26 protein-coding genes and 1 pseudogene are annotated in these 27,000 nt (G+C 71.8%); 15 read left to right on the top strand and 12 right to left on the bottom strand.

Annotated elements, in window-relative coordinates; translation table 11 throughout:
* Positions 1-467: 467 nt before the first annotated feature.
* From ACIBM5_RS45390 to ACIBM5_RS45380, 3 genes are all read right to left on the bottom strand, one after another.
* Positions 468-1,853 carry a lamin tail domain-containing protein gene (locus tag ACIBM5_RS45390; protein ID WP_396012566.1) on the bottom strand — a complete coding sequence of 462 codons (1,386 nt, stop codon included), beginning with the start codon at positions 1,851-1,853 and terminating at the stop codon, positions 468-470.
* Positions 1,854-2,140: 287 nt separating this feature from the next.
* Positions 2,141-3,151 (bottom strand): Gfo/Idh/MocA family protein, encoded by a 1,011-nt coding sequence (locus tag ACIBM5_RS45385; protein ID WP_396012565.1) that lies wholly within the window; start codon positions 3,149-3,151, stop codon positions 2,141-2,143.
* Between the two features lie 348 nt (positions 3,152-3,499).
* Entirely contained in the window at positions 3,500-4,459 is a 960-nt protein-coding gene (locus ACIBM5_RS45380) for a LysR family transcriptional regulator (protein WP_396012564.1), read from the bottom strand.
* Between the two features lie 72 nt (positions 4,460-4,531).
* On the opposite strand from ACIBM5_RS45380, the gene ACIBM5_RS45375 reads away from it, so the two are divergent.
* Positions 4,532-5,431: a 4-hydroxy-tetrahydrodipicolinate synthase family protein gene (locus ACIBM5_RS45375; RefSeq protein WP_396012563.1), complete on the top strand. Its 900-nt coding sequence runs from the start codon at positions 4,532-4,534 to the stop codon at positions 5,429-5,431.
* Between the two features lie 271 nt (positions 5,432-5,702).
* On the opposite strand, the gene ACIBM5_RS45370 is transcribed toward ACIBM5_RS45375, so the two are convergent.
* Positions 5,703-6,146, bottom strand: coding sequence for a protein-tyrosine phosphatase family protein (locus ACIBM5_RS45370; protein WP_396012562.1), 444 nt, complete (start codon positions 6,144-6,146; stop codon positions 5,703-5,705).
* Between the two features lie 118 nt (positions 6,147-6,264).
* Positions 6,265-7,134 (bottom strand): LLM class flavin-dependent oxidoreductase, encoded by an 870-nt coding sequence (locus tag ACIBM5_RS45365; RefSeq protein WP_391583703.1) that lies wholly within the window; start codon positions 7,132-7,134, stop codon positions 6,265-6,267.
* 380 nt (positions 7,135-7,514) lie between these two features.
* Between ACIBM5_RS45365 and ACIBM5_RS45360 the strand changes: the two genes are divergently transcribed.
* Entirely contained in the window at positions 7,515-8,111 is a 597-nt protein-coding gene (locus ACIBM5_RS45360) for a GNAT family N-acetyltransferase (RefSeq protein ID WP_391583702.1), read from the top strand.
* A 49-nt stretch (positions 8,112-8,160) separates the two neighbouring features.
* Here ACIBM5_RS45360 and ACIBM5_RS45355 read toward each other — a convergent pair whose 3' ends face one another.
* A complete protein-coding gene (locus ACIBM5_RS45355) occupies positions 8,161-8,820 on the bottom strand; it encodes a hypothetical protein (protein ID WP_396012561.1) in 660 nt (219 codons plus the stop codon).
* A 225-nt stretch (positions 8,821-9,045) separates the two neighbouring features.
* Between ACIBM5_RS45355 and ACIBM5_RS45350 the strand changes: the two genes are divergently transcribed.
* Together ACIBM5_RS45350 and ACIBM5_RS45345 are read left to right on the top strand one after the other, a co-directional pair.
* Positions 9,046-9,648 carry a TetR/AcrR family transcriptional regulator gene (locus ACIBM5_RS45350; RefSeq protein ID WP_396012560.1) on the top strand — a complete coding sequence of 201 codons (603 nt, stop codon included), beginning with the start codon at positions 9,046-9,048 and terminating at the stop codon, positions 9,646-9,648.
* Positions 9,649-9,900: 252 nt separating this feature from the next.
* A complete protein-coding gene (locus ACIBM5_RS45345; RefSeq protein ID WP_396012559.1) occupies positions 9,901-11,091 on the top strand; it encodes an MFS transporter in 1,191 nt (396 codons plus the stop codon).
* Positions 11,092-11,149: 58 nt separating this feature from the next.
* Here the strand turns inward: ACIBM5_RS45345 and ACIBM5_RS45340 are convergent, their stop codons facing one another.
* Together ACIBM5_RS45340 and ACIBM5_RS45335 are read right to left on the bottom strand one after the other, a co-directional pair.
* Positions 11,150-12,169, bottom strand: coding sequence for an NAD(P)/FAD-dependent oxidoreductase (locus ACIBM5_RS45340; RefSeq protein ID WP_396012558.1), 1,020 nt, complete (start codon positions 12,167-12,169; stop codon positions 11,150-11,152).
* 345 nt (positions 12,170-12,514) lie between these two features.
* Positions 12,515-13,003, bottom strand: coding sequence for a hypothetical protein (locus ACIBM5_RS45335; protein ID WP_396012557.1), 489 nt, complete (start codon positions 13,001-13,003; stop codon positions 12,515-12,517).
* 629 nt (positions 13,004-13,632) lie between these two features.
* Here ACIBM5_RS45335 and ACIBM5_RS45330 point away from each other — a divergent pair.
* From ACIBM5_RS45330 to ACIBM5_RS45290, 9 genes and pseudogenes are all read left to right on the top strand, one after another.
* A pseudogene (locus ACIBM5_RS45330) lies at positions 13,633-14,121 on the top strand (ABC transporter permease); the annotation flags it as partial.
* The gene (locus tag ACIBM5_RS45325) at positions 14,058-15,014 is read left to right on the top strand and encodes an ABC transporter ATP-binding protein (RefSeq protein WP_396012556.1); all 957 of its coding nucleotides are present in this window, start codon (positions 14,058-14,060) and stop codon (positions 15,012-15,014) included. The pseudogene ACIBM5_RS45330 and the gene ACIBM5_RS45325, both read left to right, overlap by 64 nt.
* Complete coding sequence (locus tag ACIBM5_RS45320) at positions 15,011-15,313, top strand: ATP-binding cassette domain-containing protein (protein WP_396012555.1); 303 nt, start codon at positions 15,011-15,013, stop codon at positions 15,311-15,313. The genes ACIBM5_RS45325 and ACIBM5_RS45320 overlap by 4 nt, the downstream gene beginning before the upstream one ends.
* A 517-nt stretch (positions 15,314-15,830) precedes the next feature.
* A complete protein-coding gene (locus tag ACIBM5_RS45315; RefSeq protein WP_396012554.1) occupies positions 15,831-16,178 on the top strand; it encodes a hypothetical protein in 348 nt (115 codons plus the stop codon).
* A 529-nt stretch (positions 16,179-16,707) separates the two neighbouring features.
* Positions 16,708-17,706, top strand: a complete 999-nt coding sequence (locus ACIBM5_RS45310; protein WP_396012553.1) for a squalene/phytoene synthase family protein — start codon at positions 16,708-16,710, stop codon at positions 17,704-17,706.
* Between the two features lie 119 nt (positions 17,707-17,825).
* A complete protein-coding gene (locus tag ACIBM5_RS45305; RefSeq protein ID WP_396012552.1) occupies positions 17,826-18,263 on the top strand; it encodes a hypothetical protein in 438 nt (145 codons plus the stop codon).
* A 987-nt stretch (positions 18,264-19,250) separates the two neighbouring features.
* Complete coding sequence (locus ACIBM5_RS45300) at positions 19,251-19,790, top strand: hypothetical protein (RefSeq protein WP_391583690.1); 540 nt, start codon at positions 19,251-19,253, stop codon at positions 19,788-19,790.
* A 149-nt stretch (positions 19,791-19,939) separates the two neighbouring features.
* On the top strand, positions 19,940-20,242 hold the full coding sequence (locus ACIBM5_RS45295) for a tail fiber domain-containing protein (protein WP_391583689.1): 303 nt from the start codon (positions 19,940-19,942) through the stop codon (positions 20,240-20,242).
* An 80-nt stretch (positions 20,243-20,322) separates the two neighbouring features.
* Positions 20,323-21,015: a 2OG-Fe(II) oxygenase gene (locus ACIBM5_RS45290; protein ID WP_396012551.1), complete on the top strand. Its 693-nt coding sequence runs from the start codon at positions 20,323-20,325 to the stop codon at positions 21,013-21,015.
* Between the two features lie 54 nt (positions 21,016-21,069).
* On the opposite strand, the gene ACIBM5_RS45285 is transcribed toward ACIBM5_RS45290, so the two are convergent.
* Complete coding sequence (locus tag ACIBM5_RS45285; RefSeq protein WP_396012567.1) at positions 21,070-21,807, bottom strand: TetR/AcrR family transcriptional regulator; 738 nt, start codon at positions 21,805-21,807, stop codon at positions 21,070-21,072.
* A 206-nt stretch (positions 21,808-22,013) separates the two neighbouring features.
* On the opposite strand from ACIBM5_RS45285, the gene ACIBM5_RS45280 reads away from it, so the two are divergent.
* Entirely contained in the window at positions 22,014-22,961 is a 948-nt protein-coding gene (locus tag ACIBM5_RS45280; RefSeq protein WP_396012550.1) for an alpha/beta fold hydrolase, read from the top strand.
* A 119-nt stretch (positions 22,962-23,080) separates the two neighbouring features.
* Here ACIBM5_RS45280 and ACIBM5_RS45275 read toward each other — a convergent pair whose 3' ends face one another.
* Positions 23,081-23,686 carry a hypothetical protein gene (locus tag ACIBM5_RS45275; protein ID WP_396012549.1) on the bottom strand — a complete coding sequence of 202 codons (606 nt, stop codon included), beginning with the start codon at positions 23,684-23,686 and terminating at the stop codon, positions 23,081-23,083.
* Positions 23,687-24,209: 523 nt separating this feature from the next.
* Here ACIBM5_RS45275 and ACIBM5_RS45270 point away from each other — a divergent pair.
* Entirely contained in the window at positions 24,210-24,794 is a 585-nt protein-coding gene (locus tag ACIBM5_RS45270) for a hypothetical protein (RefSeq protein ID WP_396012548.1), read from the top strand.
* Positions 24,795-24,998: 204 nt separating this feature from the next.
* Here the strand turns inward: ACIBM5_RS45270 and ACIBM5_RS45265 are convergent, their stop codons facing one another.
* Together ACIBM5_RS45265 and ACIBM5_RS45260 are read right to left on the bottom strand one after the other, a co-directional pair.
* Positions 24,999-25,763 (bottom strand): NAD(P)-binding domain-containing protein, encoded by a 765-nt coding sequence (locus tag ACIBM5_RS45265; RefSeq protein WP_396012547.1) that lies wholly within the window; start codon positions 25,761-25,763, stop codon positions 24,999-25,001.
* Positions 25,764-25,902: 139 nt separating this feature from the next.
* A complete protein-coding gene (locus ACIBM5_RS45260; RefSeq protein ID WP_396012546.1) occupies positions 25,903-26,457 on the bottom strand; it encodes a dihydrofolate reductase family protein in 555 nt (184 codons plus the stop codon).
* Positions 26,458-27,000 lie beyond the last annotated feature (543 nt).

Below are 27,000 nucleotides of genomic sequence, written 5' to 3'. Positions count from 1 at the left end.
CGTCCCACCCCCCCCCCCCCCCCACACCCCCATGTTGGCAGCCGCGCCGACCCCCACCCCCGGGGGGGCCCCCGCCGGCCGGGGGCGGGGGGGGCCCCCCCGGGGGGGGGGGCCCCGCCACGGGTGCGGGCCCGCGGTGTCGAGGCCGGTCGGCGAGACGGCCGCCGTCCCGGTTACGGATCTGGCGACCGAGGTCACGCGGCTCGCATGGGCCCGCCTGCTTCGGTCCCGGATGCCGGCCGGAGTGGTCGACGTGCTCGATGTCGGGTGTGGGACGGGGGCGTTGACGCTGCGTGCGGGGAGTGGGCCGGTCGATGACGAGCGGTATGTGCTGATTGCTCGGATCTGATGCCCGGCGCGCCGTGGACCGGTTGCCCACGGGCGACGGGTCGGTGCTCGGACGGCGGGACGGGTGATGGCCGGATGGCATCGCCCGTCCCGCGTGGATCGTTCGGTTGTGCGGTTGCCTACGGGGTGCAGGCGAGGGTGCCGGAGCGGAGGGCGTGGCCGTCGTCGTTGCCGTCGTCCGCCCACACCACCGGCTTGACGCCCGCGACGCAGGCGGCCTGCGGTGCGATGGCGAAGCCCTCGTTGTTGTGGTTCGGCAGCCCGGTCGGGCGGTCGTACCGGGCGGTTGCGGTGAACCGACCCTGCGTGTCGATGTCGAGCACGGCGGCCCGGCCCTGGCAGGTGTCGTCGCAGGCGGCCCACAAGTGGCCGGTCGCGGGCTCGAATTCGAGGTCCATCAGCGCGGGGAATCCGCTCGCGATCGTGGCGATCCGGGTGTACCCGCCGCCGCTCTGGTTCAACGCGTAGGCGTACACCGTGCCGTTGGCCTCCAAACCGGCGAAGACCAGGCCGCTGCCGTGGCCCGGGTAGGCGGCCGGGTCGTAGGTCGCGCCGGTGTGTTCGTCGCGGAAACCGTGGGCGGTGAGGAACGTGTCCGGGATCCAGGAGATGCCCTCGAGACCGCTGTTGGCGGCCACCGCGGGCAGATCGGCGGTGAGGTTCCATTCGGCGGTCGCGTTCAGCGCGCCGGCCGTGCCGGAGACGTCATAGCGAAGGATCTTCGGCATGCTGACGCCGTCGTCGTCGTTGTCGCGTTCGGTGGCGACGAACATCCCGTCGGGAGTGACGCTCACGCCCTCCGCGTCCGGATCGCCGCCGCCGTCGGCGTAGTTCAGCGGCTTGCCGGACGCCCAGCCGCCGGACGGATCCGGGCGCCACTTCGCACCGTCGGGCACCAGCCGGTAGAGCCTGCTCGGGCCGTTGCGCACCGCCCACAACACGCCGGCGCTCTGGAACGAGAGACCGCTGAGGTTCGTGCCGAACACGTTCGAGGCGTCGGCCACGGTGACGCTCGCGCCGCCCGGCCAGGCGGTCCCGGAGGGCTGCCCGCACGCGTTCGCCGCGCCCTTGGTGGGTGCGGTGGTCGTGGTGAACGCCCCGGTGCCGTCGGCGCAGCGGCCGTAGGTGGTGCCGGCGTGCGCGGTCCAGGAGTAGGAGTCCACCAGGGTGGAGCCGCCGGGTCGGAACAGGCGTGCCGAGTCGGAACCGCCCAGCCCGAACGAGGAGTCGACGTCCAGAGCCCGATGCCCGCCGGCAGGCAGCGAGGTGCCGGCGGCGATGGTGTACGAGTGCGAGTTGTCGTTGTCCTTGACGACCCAGCCGGACACGTCGGCGGCCGTGGAGCCGGTGTTGACCAACTCGACCCAGTCGCCGGGTGAACCGCCGTTCGACTCGACCTCGTTGATCCGCACCGCGGATTGGGCCTGGGCTCCGGCTGCTGCCTGGGCCTGCGTTCGGGGCGGGGTCAGTGCGGACGCCGGTGAGCCGGACAACCCGAGGGCCATGACGGACAGGGCGACGGCGACGAGTCGGACTCTTCCACGCCAATGCGTAAGCAAGGTGACCAGTCCTTTTGTCTCAGGGGGTCGGGCAGCGCACACCCTCCTGTCGAAAAGGTTCCGGCATATCGGCGACGGATTCCTGAACTTGCCGCAAACGGCGTGGGAAGGGCGCGGGGCCGGCTGCGTTCCGGAGCCGACCGAGGCGACCTCGGTGACCTGTGCTACGGAAATCCCGTGAAGGACACGCCGGTTGGCGGGACGAGCCGGTCGACTGGGGCATCAGGGACGGGTCAGTCCACTCCCGGGTAGGTGACGCCGATCTGCTTGCGGACGGTGTCCAGGGTGCGCATCACCGCGAGGGTGCCCGCCAGTGGCACCAGGGGCGATTCGGTCTCGCCGGCGCGCAGGCAGCGGTTCACCTCGGCGGCCTCGTGGCGCATCGTGCCGCGTTCGGGGTCGGCGGTGGCCTCGGCGAGCAGGACGGTCTGCGGCTGCCGGCCCGGCCGGTGGATCACGAAGCGGTCCGGATAGAAGAAGCCCTCGGCGAATTCGATCCGGCCCTTGGTGCCGGTGATCGTCGCGGGTGCGTCGGTGTCCGCGGTGAACGTGCAGCCGAGGGTGGCCACGGCGCCGTTGTTCCAGCCCAGCACGATTCCGGTGTTGTCGTCCACGCCCTCGGGGGTCAGGTGCGCCCAGGCGCGGATCGCGTCGGGTTCACCGAGCAACAACTGGGCGAACGACACCGGGTACACGCCGAGATCGAGCAGCGCGCCGCCGCCCTGCGCGGGATCACGCAGCCGGTGCCCGGGCGGGAACTCTCCGGCGAAGCCGAACGCCGCCGAGACGCTGCGTATCTCGCCGATCTCGCCGGCGGCGATCACCTCGCGCAGTCGGCGGATCAGCGGGTGGCAGTACGTCCACATCGCCTCCATCAGGAACAGCCCGCGAGCGCGCGCCAGTTCCACGAGTTCGCGGGCCTCCCGGGCATCGAGGGTGAACGCCTTCTCGCACAACACGGCCCGACCCGCCTCCAGGCACAGCCCGGCCGCGAACCGGTGCGCCGAGTGCGGCGTGGCCACGTAGACGACGTCGACGTCGTCGTCCGCGGCCAGTTCGGCCCAGCTGCCGTGGGCGCGGGGGATGCCGAATCGTTCGGCGAACGCCTTCGCGGCCTCCGCGCTGCGCGAGCCGACCGCGACGACCTCCGTGTTCGGCAGGCTCTGCAGCGCCCCGGTGAACTCGGCGGCGATGCCGCCGGTGGCCAGGATCCCCCATCGGATGGTCCGCGTACCGTCGTTCATCGGCGTGCTCCACGACTCGGTCTCGATCCCGCGCGACCACCGAGGGTTCGGCGAACGGCGCGACGTGCTCGGATGGAGCGTGCCATACGCCCTGCCGGGCCGCGCACACCGGAGCCACCCGGCGGGGCTCGCGGGTCGACCCGGCCGATCGGTTTTGCGGACCCGCCACCGCCCGGCCGCCAAGCCACGCGATCTCCGTGCCGATCGATCGCTCCCGGGCGGCGGCGACCACCAGTGCCACCACCGCGTCCTGTCCCGCGACGCCGACCGATGTGTACACGACGAGCCGGCCCGCCGAGGTGCGCCCGGGGCGGGTGTCGGCAGGCTCGTGCGGCCGGGTGGGTGGGATCAGGGGCGCGGTCGTCGGCCTCGCCGTGGGGTGTGCGGGGCGGCCGGTGGTGACGGCGGCGGTGGTGTCTCGGTCAGCCCGCTCGGTACGGCTGCGCGCAGGGCTTCGACGGCCGCGGCCACCGCGGGGTGCGCGGCGGCGCCGCTGCGGAAGGCGACCCTGGTGCGGCGATGGATCGCCAGCCGGGTCAGGTGTACCGCGGGCGGCGGATCCGCGATGCCGAGCCGCGGTACGACGGCGACGCCCTGACCGGCCGCGACCAGTGCCAGTACGGTGGCGAAGTCGTCCACCTGGTGGCGCACATGCGGGGTGAACCCGGCGGCCTGACAGGCCCGGATCGTCATCGCGTGGCACATCGTGCCCGAAGTCGCGGTGATCCAGGGCGAGTTGCGCCAGTGCGCGAGCACCGAGGAGGCGGCCGGCGTGGAGGTCGGCGCCGCCAGGTACATCGCCTCGGTGCACAACGGCCGGTCGGCCAGGCCCGGTTCGTCTGCCGGCGGGACGAAGTCGTACTCGTGGATCAACGCCACGTCCAGATCACCCGCGCGCAACGCGCCCGCGACGCCGGCCGGGTCGATCTCCAGCACCATCGGCTCCAGCCCCGGGTGCCGGTCGCCGAGATGGGCCAGGGCGGCCGGGACGATCGTTCGGGTCGCGGTGGGGAAGGTGCCGATCCGCAGCGGGCCCGCCAGGCCGCGGCGCGTGTCGGCCAGTTCCGCCGCGGCCTGTTCCAGGTGGTCCAGGACGGCCTCCGCGTGCCGGACCAGGTTTCGGCCGGCAGGGGTGAGCGCGACCCGCCGGCCGGTGCGCTCCAGCAGGGGGACGCCCGCCTCGCGTTCGAGGGTGGCGAGTTGCTGGGAGACCGCGGACGGGGTGAAGGCGAGCGCCTCGGCGACCGCGGCGATCGTGCCGCGCAGCGAGAGTTCGCGCAGCAGGCGCAGGCGGCGCACATCGAGCATCGGCTCAGCTTACGCTCGGATTCACAAATGTGAACTGGACCTGAACGAAATGCGCGGGCCACCCTGGTGGGTATGAACCGATGCCCACCCCTGCACGGGGTTCACGTACCGCTCGTCACGCCGTTCGCCGCCGATGGGGACGTCGCCGAGGAGGCGCTGGAGGGCCTCGCCCACGGCGTCCTGGACACGGGCGCCGCGGGGATCGTCGCGCTGGGGACGACCGGTGAGGCCGCCACGCTGGACGCCGACGAGAAGCGCGCGGTGGTGGACGTGTGCGCGCGGGTGTGCGCGGCCCGCGGCGCGGCCCTGACGATCGGCGCCGGCGGCAACGACACCCGGGCCGGTGCGCGTGCCCTCGCGGACCTCGCGCGGTGGCCGACGGCCGCCGCCGCGCTGGTGCCCGTCCCGTACTTCACGCGTCCCGGGCAGGCAGGCGTTCGGGCACACTTCGCCCGGCTGGCGAGCGCAAGCCCGCTGCCGCTGATCGTCTACCACATCCCGTACCGCACCGGGCAGGCGCTCGACGCGGCCGGACTGCGCGAACTCGCCCGGATTCCCGGTGTCGTGGGGGTCAAGCTCGCGACGGGCGGCATCGATCAGGAGGCGGTGGACCTGCTCGGCGACCTCCCGCCGGACTTCACGGTGCTGGCCGGCGACGACCTGTTCCTGTCACCGCTGCTGGCCCTGGGGGCGGCGGGCGGCATCCTGGCCTCGGCGCACCTGGCCACCGGCCGGTTCGTGGAGCTGGCCGACGCCTGGCGGGACGGCGACCCGGCCCGGGCCCGGGACCTGGGCCACGCGCTGGCGAGGCTGTCGGCCGCGGCGTTCGGCGAACCCAACCCGACCGTGATCAAGGGCGTCCTGCACGCGCAGGGCCGGATTCCGACCCCGGACGTACGACTGCCCCTGCTGCCCGCTCGGCGCCCGTCGATCGACGCAACCCTGAAGTGCCTGGCCGACCTGGGCGCGTAGGCGCCGGCGCGGCTCGTCGGGCGGTGTGCGGGTCGCGCACGATGTGCGCTTGGCAAGCAGGGCGCGGGTCGCGCGATGTCCGCCGTCCGGTGCGGCGCGGACGGCCCGTATGCCGCGCCGCGCCCTCGCCGTGGTGACCTGCCCAGGCCACGGCGGGCGTGCCGAGCGGCGCACGAATGGCGGTGCCCGGCGCGGCCCATCGGCTCCGGCGGAGACGATGGCCGGTGTGCGCGATCGGGTGGGCGCCGTCCTGTGCGTCGAAGGCGCGGGGTCACCCGGCCGGAAAGCGGGTCACCCAGCGGCGCTGCCACGGGGTTTCGACGGCGCGGGGGTGGTGGTGTCGTCGGGTCCAGGCGATGGCGTCGGTGGGGTCGAGCCCGGTCAGGACGGCGAGGCAGGCGATGACCGTACCGGTGCGGCCGACGCCGCCGGCGCAGGCGACTTCGACCGAGGCGCCGGTACGGGCCCGTTCGTACAGGGCGCGGATCTCGTGTACGGCCGCGTCCCGATCGCGCGGCAGGAGGAAGTCGGGCCAGTCGATCCACGTGTGCGGCCACGACAGCCCCTCCTCGTGCCGGCGGCGCAGTCGGTCGGAGCCGAGGTAGAGGCCGAATGCGGGGACCGGCCCGTCCGGCAACGGCCGGCGCAAACCGCGCCCGCGGATCGCGGTGCCGTCCGGCAGGTGCAGGGCGTTCGTGAGAGAGGTGTCGTTCATCGAGTGGTGCTCCGATCGGGTTACGGTCGGGATGTGCCGCTGTCATCGGCCGTCGGCGCCGCAACGGAGTGCGCGAGAGCGCGGCGGGCACGGTCGAGCCCGCGACGGGCGGCGCGAACTAGAAGACGGGTGGCCCCGCTTCGATCCGGCGCAGGATCGGGGCGGACAGGTACAGGTCGGCGTTGTCCATGCGTTGGCGTTCGTCCCACCACGTGGCGCCGGCGTCGATCAGCGGCCCGAGCAGGTCGTGGGCCCGGGCCGGATCGGTGGGACTGACGCCGCCGAGGACGAACTCGAAGGGGGCCTCGGATCGGTCGTCGCGGTGCTTACGCACGTACGCGACCAGGTCGCGGACCTGCTCGACCGGCGGGGCGTGACCGTGCCGGGCCGAGGCGAACAACGGGACGGCGCCGTCCCAGCGCGCGGCGCGGCGCATCGGCGGCCGATTGGGCCAGAACCCGCCGATCCACACCGGCGGTCGCGGACGCTGCGTCGAGGCGGGCAGCAGCGTCACGTCCCGAACCCGGTAGTGCGGTCCGTCGTGGTCCACCGGTTCGCCCGACCAGTAGCGGTCCAACAGGCCCAGGCCCTCGTCCAGGCGCTCGGCGAGGACGACCGGGTCGGTCGGCTCGCCGAAGTCGCCGTACTCGTCCTCGACCGGCCCGCCCAGCCCGGCCCCGAAGATCACCCGCCCACCGCTGAGCGCATCCAACGTCGCCACCTGACGGGCCAGTTGCTGGGGACGCCGGCGCGGGACCGGGGTGACCAGGGTGCCCAGTCGGATCCGCGAGGTGGCCAACGCCGCCGCGGTCAGCAACATCCACGGATCCCCGAAGGGTTGACCCCGCCGCGCCTGTTTGTCGTGCACCACGTGATCCCAGACGAACAGGCCGTCCCAGCCGGCCTGTTCGGCTGCGACCGCGACCGCGGCCACCGTCCTGGGATCGGCAAAGTCACCGAAGTTCGGGATGTTGACAGAGAAACGCATCCCCGCATCCTGCTCCGCCCCGCCGACCCGGGCAACCCGCTCGCGGGCCCGGTGTGCGGGGCGAGTCGTTGCCCCGACGGCGCCGATCCCGACGAGTACGCGGGCTTCGTCGACCTCGTCGGGGGCGGGTTGCGGGCCCGGGCCCGCGCCGGAGCGGTCTTCGACGCCGACGTTCGGTATCCGGCGCTCGGCGTAGAGGTCGAGGGTCGGCCCGGGGTGGCGGGAGCGGGGCCGAGGGGGTGAGCGGCCGGATGGGGGTGGGGACTTGGCGGGACTTGTTTGGGGTCTGTTGGCCGGGGCCACTGTTCGGGGTGTGGGGGCTTCACGGAGAATCGTGGTGGAGCCCCGATGTGCGGGGTCGGCGGGAAGGGAGCAGGTCGTTGATCCGTTTCGCGCACCGCGCCAAGGGCGGGGCCGTGCTGGGCGCGGCGCCGGGCCACCACGGGCCGTTCGGCGCCGATGGCCCCAACGCCCTTGCCGACGTTCGTCTCGTGCCGCGTCCCTACACCCATCCGGACACGCAGATCCTCCTGTACGCCCTGTATTCGGAGCAGGTCGGCCTGTACGGCTTCGCCGATCATCCCGACACCACCGAGCCTCGCGATCTGGAGCCCCCCGAGGGCCTGTTCGTACTCGCCTACAGCGGACACGCCCCGGTCGGCTGCGGCGGATGGCGCACGATGCCCGGTCGGGCGGCGGAGATCAAACGCCTGTACGTCAGCCCCGAGCAGCGCGGCCACGGCCACGGCCGCCGTCTGCTCGGCACACTGGAGCACACCGCCGCCCAGGCCGGCGCCCGGCGACTGGTGGTGGAGACCGGCAGCCGCAACATGCGGGCCCTGGCGCTGTTCGCGGGAGCCGGCTACACCCTGCGCGACCCCTACGTCGACGGCCGCGACCCGACGATCACCCGGGCGATGACCAAACCCCTCCTGCGCACGGCGGGCAGCGGCCCGCTCTCGGCCCCACCCCGCTGACCCGCTTCGGCGAACGGCAGCGCGGCCCCGCGGTCCCCCAGGGGCGGGGTCAGTCGAAGAGGGACTCCTGCACGTCGAGTGCGGGCATGAATTCGGGTTCGACGGCGGGCACGGAGGACCCGGCGACCCGGATGAGGTCCTCCAGGGTGGACCAGCGGCCCGCGGCGATGCCTTGGGCGACGGTGGTGTGGAACAGGTGGGCCAGCGCGTACGCGTCCCAGGTGACCGCGCGTTCGTGGGGAGGGCGCAGGCCGATGTGCCGGAGCCTGGAGTCGAAGGACTGTGGTGTGGCGGTCGGACGGACGACCGCGGCCAGGGTCATCACGTCCAGGACGACGCACGAGGCGAGCAGCGGGCAATAGGCGCGCTGTTCCCGAACGAGCGTCTTCTCGGCGAACGGCGGCAGCCCGATCACCGCGTGCGGGAGGTCGCGGACCACGTGGCGTTCGATGTCCGCGAGCGCTGCGGCGAGGGAACCGGGTGCGGCGGGCGGTACCGGGACGGTGATCGGCGCGGGTGGCGGGCTTCCGGGCGCGGGAGGTTCGATCGGGGCATACGCGCGCCAGGCGACGTGATCGCCCGGACCGTGATGGGTGAGTGCGGCGACCTCGACCGGGACCGGGCGCTGCAACCCCCGCGTCTCCAGCCGAAAACGCAACCCCACGAAGCGCACATCCGCCAGCGGCGTCGTACTCGTTTGTCCGGCCACGCTCGGAGTCTATGGCGGAGCGCCCACGCCGCCGCGTCGCCGCGACTCGCCCCCGGCCGGCCGCACGTCGCGCGCCCGTCGCGTACGGATTCACCCCGGAGCGACCCCCGCCGGATCCACCCGAGCGTGCGACGGCGGCCCGGCGTGTCCTTCGGCCCGGGGGTGAGGGCGACGGCTCGATCAGGTTCTTGACTGATGTGTACAGAACTGGTTAGCGTTCGGATCATGAGCCGTCCTCGCGAGTTCGACGACCAGGCCGTGGTGGACGCCGCGATGGCGGTGTTCTGGGAGAAGGGCTACGAGGGCACCAGCACCCAGGACCTGTGCGAGCGCACCGGGCTGGGTCGCGGGAGCCTGTACAACGCCTTCGGCAGCAAGCACCGCCTGTACGAGGAGGCACTCCGGCGCTACGCCGAGGTGCCCGCCCGGGCGCAGCTCGACCTGCTGGCCGAATCCGATTCCGCGTCCGCGTCCGAATCCTGGTCGGTGCGGGAGCGGTTGCGGGATCTGATGCTCGGCATGATCGAGGTCGACATGGCCGACCCCGGGCGGCGCGGCTGCCTGGCCTTGAATGCCGCCACCGAACCCGGCGGGCGCAACGAGGCCGTCGCGGCACTGGTGCACCGCCAGTTCGTGGATCTGGAACAGGCGTTGTGCCGACTGGTGGCGGTGGGCCAGGCCACCGGCGAACTCACCGCCGGTAGGCCGCCGCTCCAGGTGGCGAGGGCGTTCCAGAGCGCGTACTACGGCCTGCGGGTGCTCGCGAAGGTGACCGACGACCGCGATGCCCTGCTGGACGTGGTCGAAGGGGCGCTCGCCGCTCTGTAGGCGATCCCGAGGGCGCCGGTGTGCCGCCGGGGCGATCAGGCATGCCCACTTTCTGTACTGATCAGTAAAGAACAGGGCGTCGAAGCGCCGAACGCCGAAAGCCGAACGCCCAAAGCCGAAAGCCGAAAGCCGAAAGCCGAAAGCCGAAGAGAAGCAGGCACCGAAGAGCCGGGCGCCCACGGCGGACCGGACGCCGAACAAGCAAGCGCCGCTCACCTGCGGCGCATCGATCGATCACGGGGAAGAGAAGACATGCGTTCGATACGACCCGATGTCCCGGCCGGGGTGCTTGCCCTCATGGTGTGCGTATTCGGGGTCACCACCGGCGAGTTCGTGATCGCCGGCATTCTGCCCGATGTCGCCGGCGACCTGGACGTGTCGATCTCGGCCGCCGGACTGCTGGTGACGGCGTACGCGATCGGGATGATCGTCGGCGGCCCGGTGCTGACCGCCCTCACGTCCCGCACCGCGCGCAAGCCGCTGATCACCGGCCTGCTCGCGATCGTCGTCGCCGGCAACCTCGCCTCCGCCCTCGCGCCGAACTACCCGGTGCTGTTCGCGGCGCGGATCGTCACCTCACTGGTCACCGCCACCTTCTTCGCCAACGCGATCGTCATCGCGGCCTCGTCCGCACCGCCCGGCAAGCAGGCATCCACCGTCTCCACGCTCGTGTTCGGGATGAACCTGTCGATGATCCTCGGCGCGCCGATCGGAACCCTGATCGGCAACGGCTTCGGCTGGCGATCCACCTTCGTCGCCATCGCCGCGTGCTGCGCCCTGGGGTGGATGCTGGTCCGGCGTCTGGTACCGGACGTCCGTGAGGCCGCGCCCGCGACCTCCGCCGTGGCCGAACTGCGGGTGTTCCGCAGGCGGGACGTGCAACTGGCGATCGCACTCACCGCGGTCGGCAACGCGGGCCTGTTGGCCGTGTTCACCTTCCTCGCGCCCCTGTCGACAGACGTGACCGGCTTCGCGGACGGGGCCATCCCCCTGTTGTTGCTGACCTACGGCGTCGGCGCGGCGGTCGGCAACGTGATCGGCGGCCGACTGTCCGACCGCGCGCCGATGGCGGCCCAATCGGGCCTGCTCGCCGCTCTCGCGGCGGCCCTGGTGCTGATCTGGACGGTCAGCGGCAACCGGGTGCTCACCGCGATCATGGTGTTCGTGGTGGGCGCGCTGGGCTTCTCGGTCATTCCCGGGATGCAGGCCCGGGTGCTGACCACCGCCGCCGAGGCGCCCACCCTGGCCATGGCGGTGAACGCGTCCGCGTACCAACTCGCCGCCGCCCTGGGGGCCTGGCTCGGCGGCCGGGTGGTCAACGACGGTCCCGGGCTGCGCTCGATCTACCTGTTCGCCGCCGCCACCACCGTCGTCGCCATTCTGCTCGGCGGCTACGCGTGGCGTCGCGACCGGGCAGCCGTCGCGGTGACCTCGGCGAGTTGACCCGCCCGCCGCCGATCAGCGGAAGCGACCACCGGCCGCGCCGGCGCCGGCGCCCGGTTCACAGACCGTGCCGGCGGTCGCCCAGCACGCTTGCACACACACGCGCCTCGTGTTCGGCCGAGAACGGGTCCCGGCGGGCGGCGACCGCGCGTCGGGTCTCCTCGGCGACCAGGTCGGCGTTGATCCGGATCGCCGCGGCGGCACCCGCTGCCGCCGCGGCGCCGACCTGGGCGGAGGGATCGGCGACGTTGCCCGCGACCCACACGCCGGCCACGTCGGTCGCGCCGCCCGGATCGCACGGGATGTGCTCGCCGGCCCCCGACGGATGCTCCACCGGCCACAATCCGAGCCCGGTCAGGAATCCGGCGCGGGCCACCATGCGCGGTGCCACCACCAACACCGCACGCTCGACCACGGTGCCGTCGGCCGACCGCACGCCCACGAGGCGATCCCCGGCGACCTCCAGGGAGGCCACCGTGCCCGCGACCACGCGGATGCCGCGGGCGGCCAGTTGCTCCGCCTCCTCGTCGGTCGGCGGCACGGTGTGCGCGAAGAACGTGACATCCGCGCTCCACTGGCGCAACAGCAGCGCCTGGTGCACCGACAGCGGCCCGCAGCCCAGCACCCCGACGGCGCGGTCGCGGATCTCCCAACCGTGGCAGTACGGGCAGTGCAGCACGTCCCGGCCCCACCGGTCGCGCAACCCCGGTACGTTCGGCAACTCGTCGACCAGCCCGCTGGTCACCAGCAGCCGACGGGCGCGGACGGTACGGCCGTCGGCCGACGTCACCGCGAACCCGTCCCCCGTACGGCCGACCGCCTCGACCTCGCCGTCGACCACGTGCGCGCCGTAGCCGCGGACCTCGGCCCGGACACGTGCCAGGTACTCCGTCGGCGCGATCCCGTCCAGGGCCGGCAGCCCGCGTACGCCCTCGGCCGGGGTGTTGCGCGGGGCACCCGCGTCGATCACCAACACCGAGCGCCGAGCGCGCGCCAACGTCAACGCCCCGCTCAGTCCCGCGGCTCCACCGCCGACGATCACCACGTCGTAGCCGTCATTCATCGGCCGATCGGTCATCGTGACCACCTCCACGACGACCATGCGACCGGGCTGAGGTTTCGGCAAGCTTCTTTGCCGGTTCGGCAAACGCGACGGCGCGTGCGAGCGCCGCGGCGCGCGCGGCGTACCGCGGTTGGCACCGGCGCGGCGCGCGGCGCGGGCGCGCATGTCGGACGCGGGTATCGGGCGTACGGGTCGCGCGTGGGTCGCGCTACGCCGCCCGGGCACGCGCGCCGGGCACGCGCGCCGGGCGCGGGCGTCGGGCGCGGGCCCCCGACACGGTTGCTCGTCTCGCGCGCGAACCCGGGAACGACGTACGGACGTGCCCGTATACACGGGGTGGCCGGCGGCGAATGCCCGGCCTCAGCCGGGAAGATCCCAGACGGTCGCTTCCAGACGCAGCGGAACTCCGGCGGCGGCCGGTCCGGTCACCTTGATGTACCCGGTGCGTCCCTCGTTGGTGATCATGCAGTAGCGGGCGCCCTGGGCGAGTTTGCCGCCCACATAGGTGCCGCGCTTGGCGACCGCTTCGGCACACACCTCCGCCGTCGGCTCGGGGCTGCCCTGGGGAAGGGCGGCCAGGGTATTGGTGGAGCCCACCGTCATGAGATCGGGGTCGCCCAGCGTGTACGCGAAGAACAGGTCCACCGCCTTGTTCGACTGGGAGACCAGCGGCGGGCTGGTGTCGAACTCGACGTACTGCTTGTTCGGGTCGACGGTGACCGGACCCGGCCCGAACAGGACCCGGGCCGGCTGACCGCCGGGTGCCGGTGCGTTCGAGGTCGACTGCCCGCCGCCGCCGGTGGTGGTCGGCGGTTTCTGCGAGACCTGCGGAGCCTGCGGGCTCTGCACGCCGGGCACGGGAGCCGAATTCGCCGACGGCGTCTTCGAATCCGAATCCGAATCGGACCGACTGACGGTAATGGTGACGATGATGCCGATCAGCGGAATGGCGATGCCCACCACCCACCACGCCCACTTGGGTTGGCCATGATGCGGAGGAGGAGGGGGGCTCTGCGAGCCTGGATATCCCGGATGGTTGGTCAAGTCGCCTCCGTGGTACGCGTGGCCGATCAGCCGCGGCACTCTATCCAAGGAACCTCCCCGGCCGCACCCCTGCCGGCACGCCGCCCCCGCCGGCCCACTCCGGCCGGCGACACCGCCGGTCCGGAGCCCGCGAACGCCGCGCCGCCCACTGCGGACGTTCGTCGCGCGACTCGTCGGAGACTTGCTCCACAACGGGCATTCGCCGGTCATGGGCGACGACTTCGCGGTGTACGCGGCCACGTACGGTCGGCGCACAGGCCGTCGTCGACGATGTGGCGTACGGGCCCTATCGATCGGTCGCGTTCGGTGGGCCCGGAGGCGATCGGTGGCGAGGCGTCCGGGGGTGGCGCCGGTGAACGGAGCCGGGTCGCAGCCCGACGCGGCGCGACGCCCGACAACCGGACGGGCGACGACGCGGGGGTGAGTCGTACGTCGACGCGGCCAGGGTCGCGGGCCTGTCCCAGACCCGCATCCTGAGTCGGCACATCCTGCCCCGGATGGCGCACATCGTCATCGTCCAAGCCGCGCTGTTCGCCGCGATCGTGGTCACCATCCAGGCCGGACTCGGCTTCCTCGGCCTCGGCGCGCAACCACCGGATCCCTCCTGGGGCGGCCTGGTCGCGGACGCCTCCGAGGCCATCGATCGCGACGCGTGGATGCTGGTCCCGGCCGGAGTCCCGATGGTGATCACGGTGATCGCGCTCACGCTGCTCGGCGACGCGGTGCGCGATGCGGCGGTGGAGAACTGGGCGGTCCCCAAGGGCTCCGGCCCCGCCGGTCGGCGCACCGCGACCGAACCGCCGGAGGTCACAGCGGAGTCGACCGCAGCCGAATCCGCCGACCCCGCCGCATGCCCTCGGTGCGCAACCTGTCGATCGAGATCGGCGGCCTCCCGGTCGTGCACGACCTCGGCCTCGACGTGATGCTGGGCGAGACGGTGGGTCTGGTCGGCGAATCCGGCTGCGGCAACTCCGTGACGTCGCTGGGCATTCTGGGCATGGTTCCGGGCGGCGGCCGGGTCCGGGCCGGCAGCGTCGTCTTCGACGGCGTCGAACTCGTCCGGCGGCCCGCCGAGTTGGCGTGCGTACGCGGTACGGGCATCGCCTATGTTTCGCAGGAGCCGATGGTCGCCCTGGACCCCACCTTCCCGGTGGGCCGGCAACTCGGCGAGGCCGTACGCCGTCATCGCCGCTGCGACCGGCCCGCCGCCCGGCGCCGGGTGCGCGAACTGCTCGAACTGGTCAACCTGCCCACCCCCGACGCGGTGGCCCGACGCTATCCGCATCAGCTCTCCGGCGGCATGGCGCAACGCGTGGCCATCGCGCCGGCCCTGGCCGGCGAGCCCCGGCTGCTGATCGCGGACGAGCCGACCACCGCCCTGGACGTCACCGTCCAGGCCGAGATCCTCGACCTGCTCCGCGCCCTCCAGGACCGGACCGGCATGGCCGTGCTGATCGTCACCCACTACTGGGGCGTCGTTGCCGACCTATGCCGGCGCGCGGTGGTGATGTACGCCGGGTGGGTCGTCGAACAGGCCCTGGTGGAGCCGATGTTCGATCTTCCGCTGCATCCGTACACCGCCGGTCCGATGGCGGCCGACCCGCACCACGCCGGCGCCGGAGGCACGCTCTTCACCATCGCGGGCACGGTGCCCCCTCCCGGGGACCGGCCGCACGGGTGCGGATTCGCCCCGCGCTGTCCACGCGTGACCGACGCGTGTACGCGTGCCCCGGTCGCGCTCGCCGAACCGGAACCCGCCCGGTGGAGACGCTGCATCCATGCCGGACACCTGCTCGCGGAGGGAACCCACCGATGACCGACCTCCTGGACATCACCGATCCGGCAGTCGAGTTCCGCCAGGGGCGGGGCATCGCACCGCTGCGTGCGGTGGACGGTGCCTCGCCGGGCATCGGAGCGGGCGAAACGGTGGGTCTGGTGGGGGAGTCCGGTTCGGGGAAGTCCACCATCGGTCGGGCCGTGCTCGGCTTGAACCCGGTGCACTCGGAAGCCGCATCCGGTTCGAGGGCGTGGACATCACGCACGCCACGCGCAACACCCGCCGCGGGCTTGCGGACCGCCTCCAGGTCGTCTTCCAGGACCCGTCCTCGTCGCTGAACCCCGCCCGCACGATCGGGCAGACCCTGGCCGAACCGCTCCTGGTCCACGGACGGTCGCAGCGGGTACCGGCCGAGGAACGGGTCGCGGAGATGCCGGAGCGGGTCGGCATGCCCGCCCACACCGCGCGCCGCTACCCGGGACAGTCCGGTGCGGGCCGGCCCGTCGGCACGGACGCCGGTCCCGGCTCGGGCGCATCGGCAGGGCCTGCGGCGGCCGGGTCGGCGGTTCGATCGCTTGGGCGGCACGGCGTCTGCTCCGGTGTCGGGGCGGGGGCCACGCGGGGCTGGTTGGCCGGTGTGGTCCTCGCTCGGCCGGTGGCCGACGAGGTGCGTCGGCTTCGCGGTTTCGGCGGGGCGCCGATTGCTCCGAATGCGCGTACGGGGTCGCCCACTCGGCCGGGTGGGAATCGATTCAGCCTGCTCGTGGGAGTGATGCAGCGTGCCACGCGACGGATCCGACTGTCGGCCGCGAAAGGGTGGGGCCGAACCGTCCCGTTGGGAAAGGAAACCCTCCCATGCGTCTCCGCAACACCACGGTCGCCGCACTCGGCGCGCTCGTGCTCGTCGTGACCCTGCCGACCTCCGCCGGCGCCGCCACCGGCGAGTTCTCCTACAAGTACACCGGCCTCAACGGCCAGGCGCAGGAAGCCCGATTGAGCGACCCGCCCGGCCGGGAATGCATCACGCTGCCCGAAGTCGCCGACCCCGATTCGTCGAATCCGGTCCATTCGCCGAGGAACGACACCGACGCCACCGCCACCGTCTTCACCGGCGTCGACTGCGATGGCGACTACTACACCCTTCGCCCCAACGGCGGTTCCGCCTCCGAGCGCCTGAAGCTCCGCTCGGTGGTCTTCAGCTGATTCCCGGACCGGACCTTGCGCGCCACGCCGCCGCCGGAGTCGGGTGAGCCGGAACCCGGCTTTCCGGGGTCCTGCGGGAGGCTTGCAGGTCGTGCGGGTGGCGCATCGGGTCTTGCGCACGGGCGGTTGTACGGCGGATCGTTGCGGATGCGCCGACAACCCCCGTGGTCGGTGCCCGGACCGCCCGGCGATCTCACCCCCAATCGTCGGGCGGCTCCTTCCCGACGACTCGGGCGCTCGTGCTCCGGCGACCGGGTGACCGGGTGACCGGGTGACCGGGTGACCGGGTGACCGGGTCACGGGGTGACGGGGCCACGGGGTGACGGGGTATCGAGTGTGGGACCCGTGGTTGCGCCTCGGGACCGGCGCCGTTCGCCACCGCCACCGCCACCGCCACCGCCGCCGCCGCGCTGCGGACGTGGGTTTGCCCCGGTCCGTGCTGATACTCTCCGTGCGGCAAATCAGCCTGTGGTGACCAACCTTCGGGGGTTTCATGCGCTCGTGGCGGCGTTGTCTGGATGCGGCGGGCGTGCGTGACAGCACACTGCGCGCCGACTACACGGCCGCCGAGCGGTTCATGCGACGCCGGGAGACGGCCGGATGGGCCGCGTTGCGGCTGCTGGCACCGCCGCAGTTCGCGCCGCACGCGCTCGTCGGCGCCGCGATGGGGTACTTCACGGACGACGTCTGCGACCGCGGTGACGAGGCCGGACGTCGGCGGCGATTCGAGGCGTGGGCCACCCGGGTGCGGGCGGCGCTGGACACCGACACCGCGACGCATCCGCTGTTGCGGGCGTACCTGCACGCCGCCCGGGTGCACGACCTGCCCCGCACGTGGGCCGACGCCTACCTGGAGGGCACCCGCGCCGAGCTGGACTTTCCCGAGTTCGCGGACGAGGACGCCTACCAGCGCTACGTCGACGCGCTGACCTGGCCGGGCGCGATGCTCAGCACCGGGCTCACCCCGCATCTCGTCCCGGACGAGGAATTCGCCGCATCGGTGCGCCTGTTCACCGATGGGTTCCAACGCACCGATCTGCTCAGCGACTTGGCGGACGACCTGGGTGCGGGCCGGATGCGGCTGCCGCAATCCGACCTGGAACGGTACGGCGTCACGCGCGCCGATCTGGGATCGGGCCGGGACACGCCCGGCGTACGGGCTTTGCTGGCCGCGACCGCGACCACCGCGCGCGCCGCGCTCGACGCCGGTGATCGCCTGGTCGGCGACGTACCGCCGGAGTACCGGCCGCTGGTACGCAGCGTGCTTGCGCTTACCCACCACCGGCTGGACAACGTCTGCGCCATGGGCTCCGCCATCACCCGCCGCCCGGTCCGCGACAACCCGGCCGAGTGCCTGCGCCTGCTCGCCCGCGCCCGCCGCGCGGACCCGCAGCCGCCGCGAAACCCGAGCCGCTCCGGGCCGCGCACTCCGCAGCGCGCCGTCGTCGAGCCGTACGGATCGCGGCCGTGGGCGCGCTCGCGGCCGGGGAGGGTGACTGCCGGCGGGCCGGATGCGCCGACGCGGTAGGGCGAGGACGCACCTGCGCCGCGTGCCGTGCGCGCCGAACTTGGCGCGTCCGGCTGCATTGGGTGCGACACGCCGTGTGGCGTCACGATCGTGTCCGACCCATATCGCACAATGGCTCGATGATTCCGGATGACGAGTATCTGCTGAAACTGGGTCGAGTGACGTACAGCCTGGCCCTGCTGGAAAGTGTGGTCCTGGCCGAGCTCGACCAACTTCCCGGTCTGCCGCCGGCATTGGTGACGCGCAAGCTGGCGGGCAAGAGCATCGAGGCGATCGCGCGGGCGCTGACCGACTCCGCGAACACCGGCAAGGTCGCCGACGAGACGACCCGGGCCTGGCTCCAGGTGGCAGGCGGCGAACTCGCCGCCGCAGGACGCATCCACCACGCGATCAAGCACGCCCGCGCCGCCGAGGAGGGCGAGCAGCCGCACCTGCACCGACGCAGCGGCGAAATCGGCGACGCCGTGGACATCACCACAGCCTGGCTGCAACGCGCCCAGTCCGACCTCGACGACGCCCTGCGCCAGGTTTCCGGAGGCCGAGCAAAGGCCGCCTGAGCACCCGCACGGACCACTGCCACGCAACACCACCACGCAATACCGCCACGCGACACGGCCACGCGACACCGCCACGGAGCACGGCGGGCGCGGCAGCACGGAGCCGAAGCCGATCCGAGTCACCAGTACGGCTCATCGGACTCCCCGGCCGCCGCCCGCCACCCGCGGCCCAATCCCGCCCTCCGCTCCGCCGACGCGACCACGCCCCGCCATCGGTGAAACCGGCCCGAGCGCTCGCACCCACGGAGGCGAGCGTGTGCCGGTTTCCCGACAGCCACGATTGCCGATCCGCCTCGACGGCGAGATCGAGGAGGTCGGCATCCTCATCGCCGGCCCGGGACCGCACGCCCGGGGACCGCAGGCCCGGGCACCGCAGGCCAGGTGGACAACCGGCCTGCCGGGCATGTGGGCTTCCGGGACCGGAGGGTTTGTGAGGACTTCATCGCGGCGCGCGACCCGCGCCCGCTCGGTCGTCGTACCGGCGTGGCGACGTGATGCCGTGAAGGCCGTGTCCCCGGAACGGGCGGGCCGTTTCGGGGACACGGCCGCTGGGCGGCCGTGAACGGCGGTACGGGGGACGGGCCTTGGGGGCAAGCAGGCCGAAGGGGGCCGGGAGGCAGCCGCACCGACCGGCAAACGTGGACATCAGACGACCGGCCCCGCCGTCGGCCGTCGGGACGGCGAGTAGGACGCGGCAGCCGCAATCGCCGTCACGGCTGTCCTGAGTTGCCGCGACCGCGATCCACGTCGCGACCACGATCCACGTCGCGACCGTGGCACGCGACTTCCCGTAATCGCCGTCGCCGCTGTCGTAGCCACCGTGCTGTTCCTACCAGCGATTCATCAGATAGTGGGAACTCTCGTTTGTCGGCTGGATTGGGCCGGATGGGTGTGAATACGCTCCGTAGCGTCGTCCGAAGGGGGGCGGCGCCCCGGCCGCGTCACGTGCCGGCGCGAATCATGCTCGGCGTTCCCAGGGGAGTGGACATGAGTTTTGCAGGTCGTAGGACTGTCGCGGTGATGGCGGCGGCCTTGGCATCGCTGGGCGCGGGAAGCGGTGTCGGCGCGTCCGCGACCACCCCGTCGGGCACCCCGTGCACCGGAGCGGAATGCCCCGGCCTGAAACCGACCAGGCTCACCGCGAGTCAAGCCAGTCTCAATGTCACCCAGATGCAACTGGAGAACATCAACGCGATGGCGACCGACGCGGTGACCGGGGAGCCCATCCGCGGTGCGAAGATCGTGTTCGCCACCATGGGTGGCCGTACGTTGGGGATGGCCTACACGGACGACTCGGGCATCGCCGCGATCTCCGCTCCGGAGAATCTGGGCCCCGGAACCCTCCAGGAGTTGCTGGGCGGGTACGAGGCCGCGCTGGTCGGCGACGGCATCCACGCCCCGGTCGGAGCGCACGGAGCGATCACCGTCGGCACCGATCAGGGTCCCGGTCTCCCGAGCGGCCCGTGCGCCGTCTGCAGCGATCGTGCGCTCAAGCAGGACGTGGTCCCGGTCGACTGGAGTCGATAGGGATGCGGATCTTCCACCGGCGCTCCCGGGCGGCAGCCGACCCAGGGTCGTCGACCCCTCGTTCGGCCGACGACGGTGCCCCGGCGCCTTGTTCCGCCGACCACGGTCTCCCAGCCCCTCGTACGGCGGGCGTTCCGGAGAGTGGCGTCGTGGCCCCGGTTGGCGCGGTCAACGGCTACGAGGTCCTGGCGACCGTGGCCGCGCTGCCCGTCAGCACCTGGCGCTACCTGTGGGAGGCCGAAGACGTGCGCCATCTCGGCCCGATGGCCCAGGACTGGCACGCCGCCTTCGGCTTCAACCGGGACGACACCAGGATCCCCGTGGTCGACGGCCTCGGCGTTGCCCTGGTGTGCGTCCAGGCACTGCACCGCCGCGTGGAAGAACTCGCGGCCGAGGTGGATCGGCTACGCGAAGCCGCGAGCGTGAACGCATCCGAAGGCGGAACACCATGACGGGGCAGGACACCTTGGCGGGAAACGACACCGTGACGGGATCATCCGAGGGAACGGTGACGGATCGGTCCGAGGGAACGGTGACGGATCGAATCGAGGGGACGGATCGGCCGTCGGCGGTGTGTACGGACGCGATCTGGCGGCTTCCGGTGACGGTCTGCCGCATCACCCGATTCCTGGGTGAGCGTACGGCCGGCGCCCTGCTGGAGCGCGCCATCGCCTCCGTCGGCGACACGTTGCGGCCCTCCATGGTGGGAGATCGGGAGGTGGTTCCCGACATTCGCCGGTCCCGCTCGTGCCAGGACTTCGCCGCGCCGGAGTTGATGTCGGCCATCGATGAGGTGTTGGAGGCGGTCGAGCACACCCTGGGAGTCTCCTGCCGACACACCGACCCCAGCTACAGCCTCAACGTGCACAACGACGGCGACTTCTACCGGCCGCACCAGGACAGCAGCACCGAGTTCGAGCCCCGGCGTCTGCTCACGTTCGTGTATTACCTGCATCGCACACCCCGGCCCTTCGGCGGCGGCGAACTGCGCGTGTTCGACGCGGTGCTGCCGCTGCACACCGACACGGCCGGCGAGTGGCAGGAGCGCAGTTGGCGGGACTGGCAGCCCGAGCACGACAGCATCGTGTTCTTCCGCCCCACCGCCTGGCACGAGGTACGGCCGGTCGACTGCCCGAGCCGGCGGCACGCGGACAGCCGCTTCGCCGTCAACGGCTGGCTGTGCAGCCCCGACCCCGAGAGCTGTGCGAACAACCTACGCCGGTGAGCCCCGGCGTCCGCGACGCCGCGGCTTCGCGGGACACACCGCCGCGCCCCACGGCTACCCGTCCTCCGGCCCCGCCGGCCGATCCGCGGCGAGAGTGTTGGCCACCGTCGCGCAGGCGAGGCGGGCCACGGAGCGCAGCTCGGCGTCGGAAGCCCCGGCACGGCTCAGCACGGCCAACGACTGGTTGACGGCGACGACGAACATGGCGAGCTCGTCGAGCGTTCGGGCGTCGATCCGGGACCCCGACGAGTCCGAGGAGCCGGACGAGTCCGGGGAGTCCGACGCAGCCGAGGCATCCGACGAAGCCGAGGCGTCCGAGGCGTCCGAGGCATCCGAGGCGTTCAACGAGCCCGGCGACGCCGACGAGCGCGCCAGGGCCGCGCGTACCCGCCGGCGCTGGACGTCGAGCAGGCCGCGCACCCGAATGCCGATCTCCTCACTCAACATCGGTGACTGAGCGGCGGACTGGACGATGAGGCACCCCGCGGGGACCGACGGGTCGGCGATACGGCTCAGGACCACGTCGAAGAACGCCCCGACCGCGCGCACCGGATCATCGGGGTGAGCCGCAAGCGCCTGCTCGTACCGCGTGCCGTGGATCGACGCGTAGAGGTCGAGGCACCGGCCGAACAGGGCGTCCTTGTTGCCGAAGGTGCCGTACAGCGAGCCGCGGCCCAGACCGGTGGCGGAGGTGAGGGCATCGAGTGAGGCATCCGTGTACCCGCGCTCCCAGAACACGCGCATGGCCTGGTCCAGGGCCGCGCCGACATCGAACTGCTTCCGGCCGGACAGCGGGCACCTCCCGTTTCGGGTTCCAGTGACGAGCCTATCCCCATCTTGGATCGATCGGTCAAATTATCTTTGACCGATCGATCCAGGATGGCTAGCGTGGCGACGACCGGTGCCTCCTCACCCGTTCCCGCACCCGTGCTCATCCGAAAGGCCACCCGATGACCGACGACCTTGCACCAGACGTCCACACAGTGACCCGACTGCCCATGCCGGAAGGCCTCGGTTCCGTCTCCCGAGTCCCCGACCTCCCGACCGGATTCACCGACACCTTCACCAGCCGGTACGTGGACACCGGCGAACTGCGCCTGCACGCCGTCACCGGCGGCGAAGGCCCCGCACTGTTGCTGGTCGCCGGCTGGCCCCAGACCTGGTACGCATGGCGCCTCCTGATGCCCGCGCTGGCCCGGGATTTCCACGTCGTCGCGGTCGATCCGCGTGGCGTCGGACTGTCCGACAAGCCCGCGGACGGGTACGACACCGGCACGCTCGCCCGCGACCTGGTCGCGCTGATGGACACACTCGGGCACGGCCGCTTCGCCATGGTCGGCCACGACATCGGGATGTGGACCGGCTACGCCCTGGCTGCGGATCACCCCGACCGGCTGGACCGCCTGGCCGTCGCCGAGGCCGCGATCCCGGGACTGTCCCCGTCGCCACCGCTCTTCGGCAGCCGGGAGGCCAACAACCGTCTCTGGCACTTCGGCTTCAACCGACTCGCCGACGTCAACGAGCAGTTGGTCCGCGGACGGGAACACCTGTACTTCGGCCACCAGTTCGCCTCGAAGGCCGCGAAGGCGCTGCCCGAGTACGCCGTCCGACACTACGTCGACATCCTCGCCGCCGACCCGGAAGCCCTGCGAGGCAGCTTCGAGTTCTACCGGGCACTCGATACGACCATCGAACAGAACCAGGAGCGCAGGACTCGACGGCTCAACATCCCCGTCCTGGCGATCGGGGGAGCGGAGAACGCGGGCGAAGGGGTCGGCGCAACGATGAGGCTCGCCGCCGACGACGTGCAGAGTGTGGTCATCCCCGAATGCGGCCACTACCCCGCCGAGGAAGCCCCGGAGGCGACGCTGTCCGCGCTGACCGAGTTCCTGGCCCCCTACCGAGACGACCGAACCACACCGGAACCCCCCACCCGCAACCCGTAACAGCCCAATTTCGCAGCCAAGCTTCCACGGCAACGATCGTGCGTCGACACGAACGCCACGACGCGCCCGCTCCTCGCCACCATCCCCACCGGGGCCGCACCAAGATCCACCGACACGGACTAGGCGGCGTGGCCTTCGTAGTGGCCGAGATCGGCGATGTGCATGGCCCAGGTCAGGAACGCGGTGTGGTTCGGGAAGTTCGCCGGCAGGTCGGCCGGTGTCGCATGCGGGTCGATACCCGAGAACGTAGCCACGCGGCGGTAGTTGTCGGCGTCGGTCGCATCGATCAGGTCGCACAGGCCCAGATGGCACCAGTCCGCATGGAAAGCGTTGTATGCCGACATGGCCGGCGCTACCTGCGCTCGGATGGCGGCGACTTCGGCGGGCCCAAGGCCGACCTCACCGAGCCGCAGGGCCGTGGCCTCCTGGAGTCGGTCGCCGAATTCGGTGTCGACGAAGGGTTCGAGAAGATCGGCCCACACGTCCCGGCGTCGCCGTCGAGGGACGCCGGTTGCGGCACAGAACTGCGCCAACATCTCGCGCTGAACGGCCGATACGAACACCGTGAGCCCCGAGACCGTGCGGATCTCCGGCGGCGCCGCGTCAGGATCGGCGTCCCGGATCGCCGCCACGGGGAGCAGCCCCTCCTCGACCAGTCCGGCGACCAGCGGATCCGGATCGGGCACGAGGATCCGATCCCGGTCGACCACCGCGAAGTTCCCCATCCGCTCATGGTGATCGCCGCCACTTGGAGTTGCAAGGCGCAGCGCAGGCCGGGTCAACCGGTGCGTTCCCGATACCTGCCCCACCCCGCCGTGCCCGCCGCGGTGCTCGAAGCCGCTCGGCGGCCCGTCGCGGTTCCCGGGTGTCGAACGGTACAGGCGCCGGCCGGCTCCTGGTTTGTTGTCGCGTACGGAAACGCGACGCGGGTGACCTTTCGAGGAGGTTCGAGCTTCGCCCCGTCGATATGCACGACCACGTGCGGCTCGGTAAACGATAATCCTATTAACAGGCCCTGGCGATGATAAGCCGACCCGCATACGGACACGCGCACTCGACAAGTCCGCGGCGGTTCGCGCCGGTGGAAGGGCGTACCAGGTGACGGCGGCGGCCGACTTCGAGGTGACCGTGGCCGATCGACCCACCGGATCCAGGTGAATTTCCCATCGTGACGGCGTTGCGGAAGCGGGTCGACCCGCCCGGCGCGGATCCGGCCGACCTCGGGTGGATGGGTGAGAGGGTGTCGTTGTGACGGAACCGAAGACTTTCCCGGCGCATCTGCGACAGGCGGCCGCCGACATCCTGGAGCGCGTCCCCGAGCAGCTGAAGCGCGAGATATACGTCCTGGCCTTCAACATCTGGCGCATCGATGCCGACGACCGCCACCCGTACGTGGACATCGGCTACAACACGGAGAGCCGGTACGAGGAGGAGATACGCCGGGGCAACTCCGATCCCCGGGAGGTGCGCTGGAACTATGCCTTCTGGATCCTGGAGGGCTTCGACAAACTCGGTAACGTCCCCGAGGACCCGGTCGGCGGCCCGCTCTACGAGGAGGAGGCCAGGCGCATCGGCATCTGGTACGACGGCGAGTTCGATCTCGATCGGATGCTGGACGACGACGAACTCGGCGCCAAGTCCGGCCTCCTCCAACTGCACTTCCACGACGCCGTCATCGACCTCGCCCGTCACCTGCACGCGAGCCGTACCATCGAGAGGATCTTCGGCCGCCCGCTGCCCGTCGTCGTGTTCGACATGGACTGCCCGGGCTGGGAGGAGGAGGCGACCAAGGCCGCCAACCCGCCCGAGTTGATGGGGGACTTCGCGCCATGAAGGGTCGGAGCCGGAACGGCCTCCGCCGGGCGCGGGCGTGCTCATCTCGTCCTCGTGGCGGGGTCGGTCGACCGTTTCGGACACTCGAGATCATCGGCTGGGCGTTGACGACCGCACCGATGTCCCAAAGTCGTAGCCGGCAGGCCGAGTTCGTTTCACGGGACGGCTACGGGTGGAGGGTCTTGGTTCGGGAGACGCCCAGGGTTACCGCAGATCGGTGAGGAGGCCGTCGAGGGCTTTGGTGAGTGCTGCGGAGTTCGCCGGGTCGAACCACGTGGTGCGGATGCGTTCGTTGCTTCCGTTCGGGGTCTCGTGGTCGGCGGCGAGTCGCTGCAACGAGCGAGTTTCGTCGCCGAGGGTGCGGCCGACGCCCTGGAAGAGTCCGCGGACGTAGCGGTCGGCGTCGGCGGAGGCGATGCCGTGGCCGACGGCCCAGGATGTGAGCGTGGCGAGATACGCGTAGTGGGTGGTCAGTGTCCCGGTGAGCGCGGAAAAGACGTCGAAGGCCGCCTCGTCCGCGACCGGGAGGGCTCCGCCCAGGTGCTCGAAGAGACGATCCACCACCGGGTGCGAGGGGTACGTCACCGTGACGCAGCGACGTTCGCGTATGGAGGGCAGGGGGATCGCCCGTACCAGCGGCGCGTCGGTGGCCAGGGTCCGGCGCAGGTCGTCGTTGGCGACGCCGGCCATCACGTTCACCACGGTCTTGTCGTCGTTTACCCGCACGTCGGCGAGGGCTTCGTACCGGTCCTGGCGGCGTACGGCGACGATCACCACGTCCGAGCGGTCCACCACCTCCTGGTTGTCGGCGCAGACCCGTACGCCCTCGTAGCGCGAGGACAACTCCGCGGCCGCGCGGGCTCCCCGGGGAGACAGGAACACGTCCGGCGACCGGTCGACCCCGTCGCACAGGCCCGCCACGATGGCCCGGCCGATCTCGCCCACTCCGATGATGCCGATGCGCTTCACTGCTTTTCCTCCGTGGTGGGCGGTGGTTCGGGTGCGCCCTCCAGAGCAGCATGACCGCCGAGAGCGCTGCCGGACGGGGAACGATCCCGGTCGCCCACCCCGGTTCGGCGGCAGGCCGGTACCAGCCTGCCGGCTCGGCTCAGTCCGTCGTCGCCGGCGTGTAGGTCACGTGCAGCACACCGTTGTCGATGGCCTGACTGCCCGCGAGTTCGAGCTTGGTCTGCGGGGCGCCCTCCGGGAACAGCCGCGGGCCGGTGCCGAGAGCGATCGGGTAGACCAGCAGGTGCAGTTCGTCGACCAGGCCGTCGGCGAGGAGTGCGCGGACGAGGGTGGCGCTGCCGCTGACGTAGATGTCTCCGTCGATGCTTTCCTTGAACCGCCGGATGGCTTCCGCGTCGTACGCGCCCAGCACGGTCGAGTTGTTCCAGTCCGCCTGCTTCAGCGTCGAGGAGACGACGTACTTGGGGGTGTCGTTGAAGAACGGCGCGCCCGGGTCGTCCTCGGCGGTGCGCGTGGACCAGGCCGGGGCGAACTCCTCGTACGTGGTGCGGCCGAGCAGGATCGCCGTGCACGAGGCCATGAAGCCGCCGATCGCCTCGCCGAGGGCCGGTGTGAACGCGTAGTCCATGGTCCACATCGGCGCGCCGATGATGCCGTCGACGGTGGTGAACTCGTGCACCTTGATCATGCCCATGTTGTGCTCCTTCGGTGGTGAACCCGGCTGTGCCACGCACATTTTGTGCGGCCGGTGTTCTCTCGTGCTCTCGTGGTGTCGAGGGGTAGACCAGCCGCGCCGACAAAACTCATCGGCGGTCCCGTCGTTGTAACCGGCGTCACATCACAAAAGCACGCTCGACCGACAACCGCCGGACGCGGACGCGGCGTGGCGTGACATGGCGTCGCGAGCGCAGCCGATCACCCGGTTCCGCACCGTGCGGCCGTTCCCCCGGTGCCAGGACAGGGGCCGGCTCTCAAGGAGGCCCCCCGCGGCACGGGAGGAAATCGCGTGGCGGCGGGAGCCGGCCTCGGGCAGGGTTCCGGGAGATGCTGGCTGCGCCCGTACGGAGTCGCTCTGGGACTGTCAGGAGCAGGCCCGACTTCTCGGTGTCGCCCAGGCGCCGGACAACGCCATGACGCGGGTGCGAATCGTGGAGCTGCGTGACGACCCGATGGAGGTTGCCGAGGTACGGGCCGCGGCGGCGGTGCGTTCGGGCACGGCTTGATCCCAAGGGCTGTT

The organism is Embleya sp. NPDC050493, assembly GCF_044458105.1.
GTDB lineage: Bacteria > Actinomycetota > Actinomycetes > Streptomycetales > Streptomycetaceae > Embleya.
Note: the sequence above shows the minus strand (reverse complement) of the source record. Positions and strands in the feature narration are given on the sequence as shown.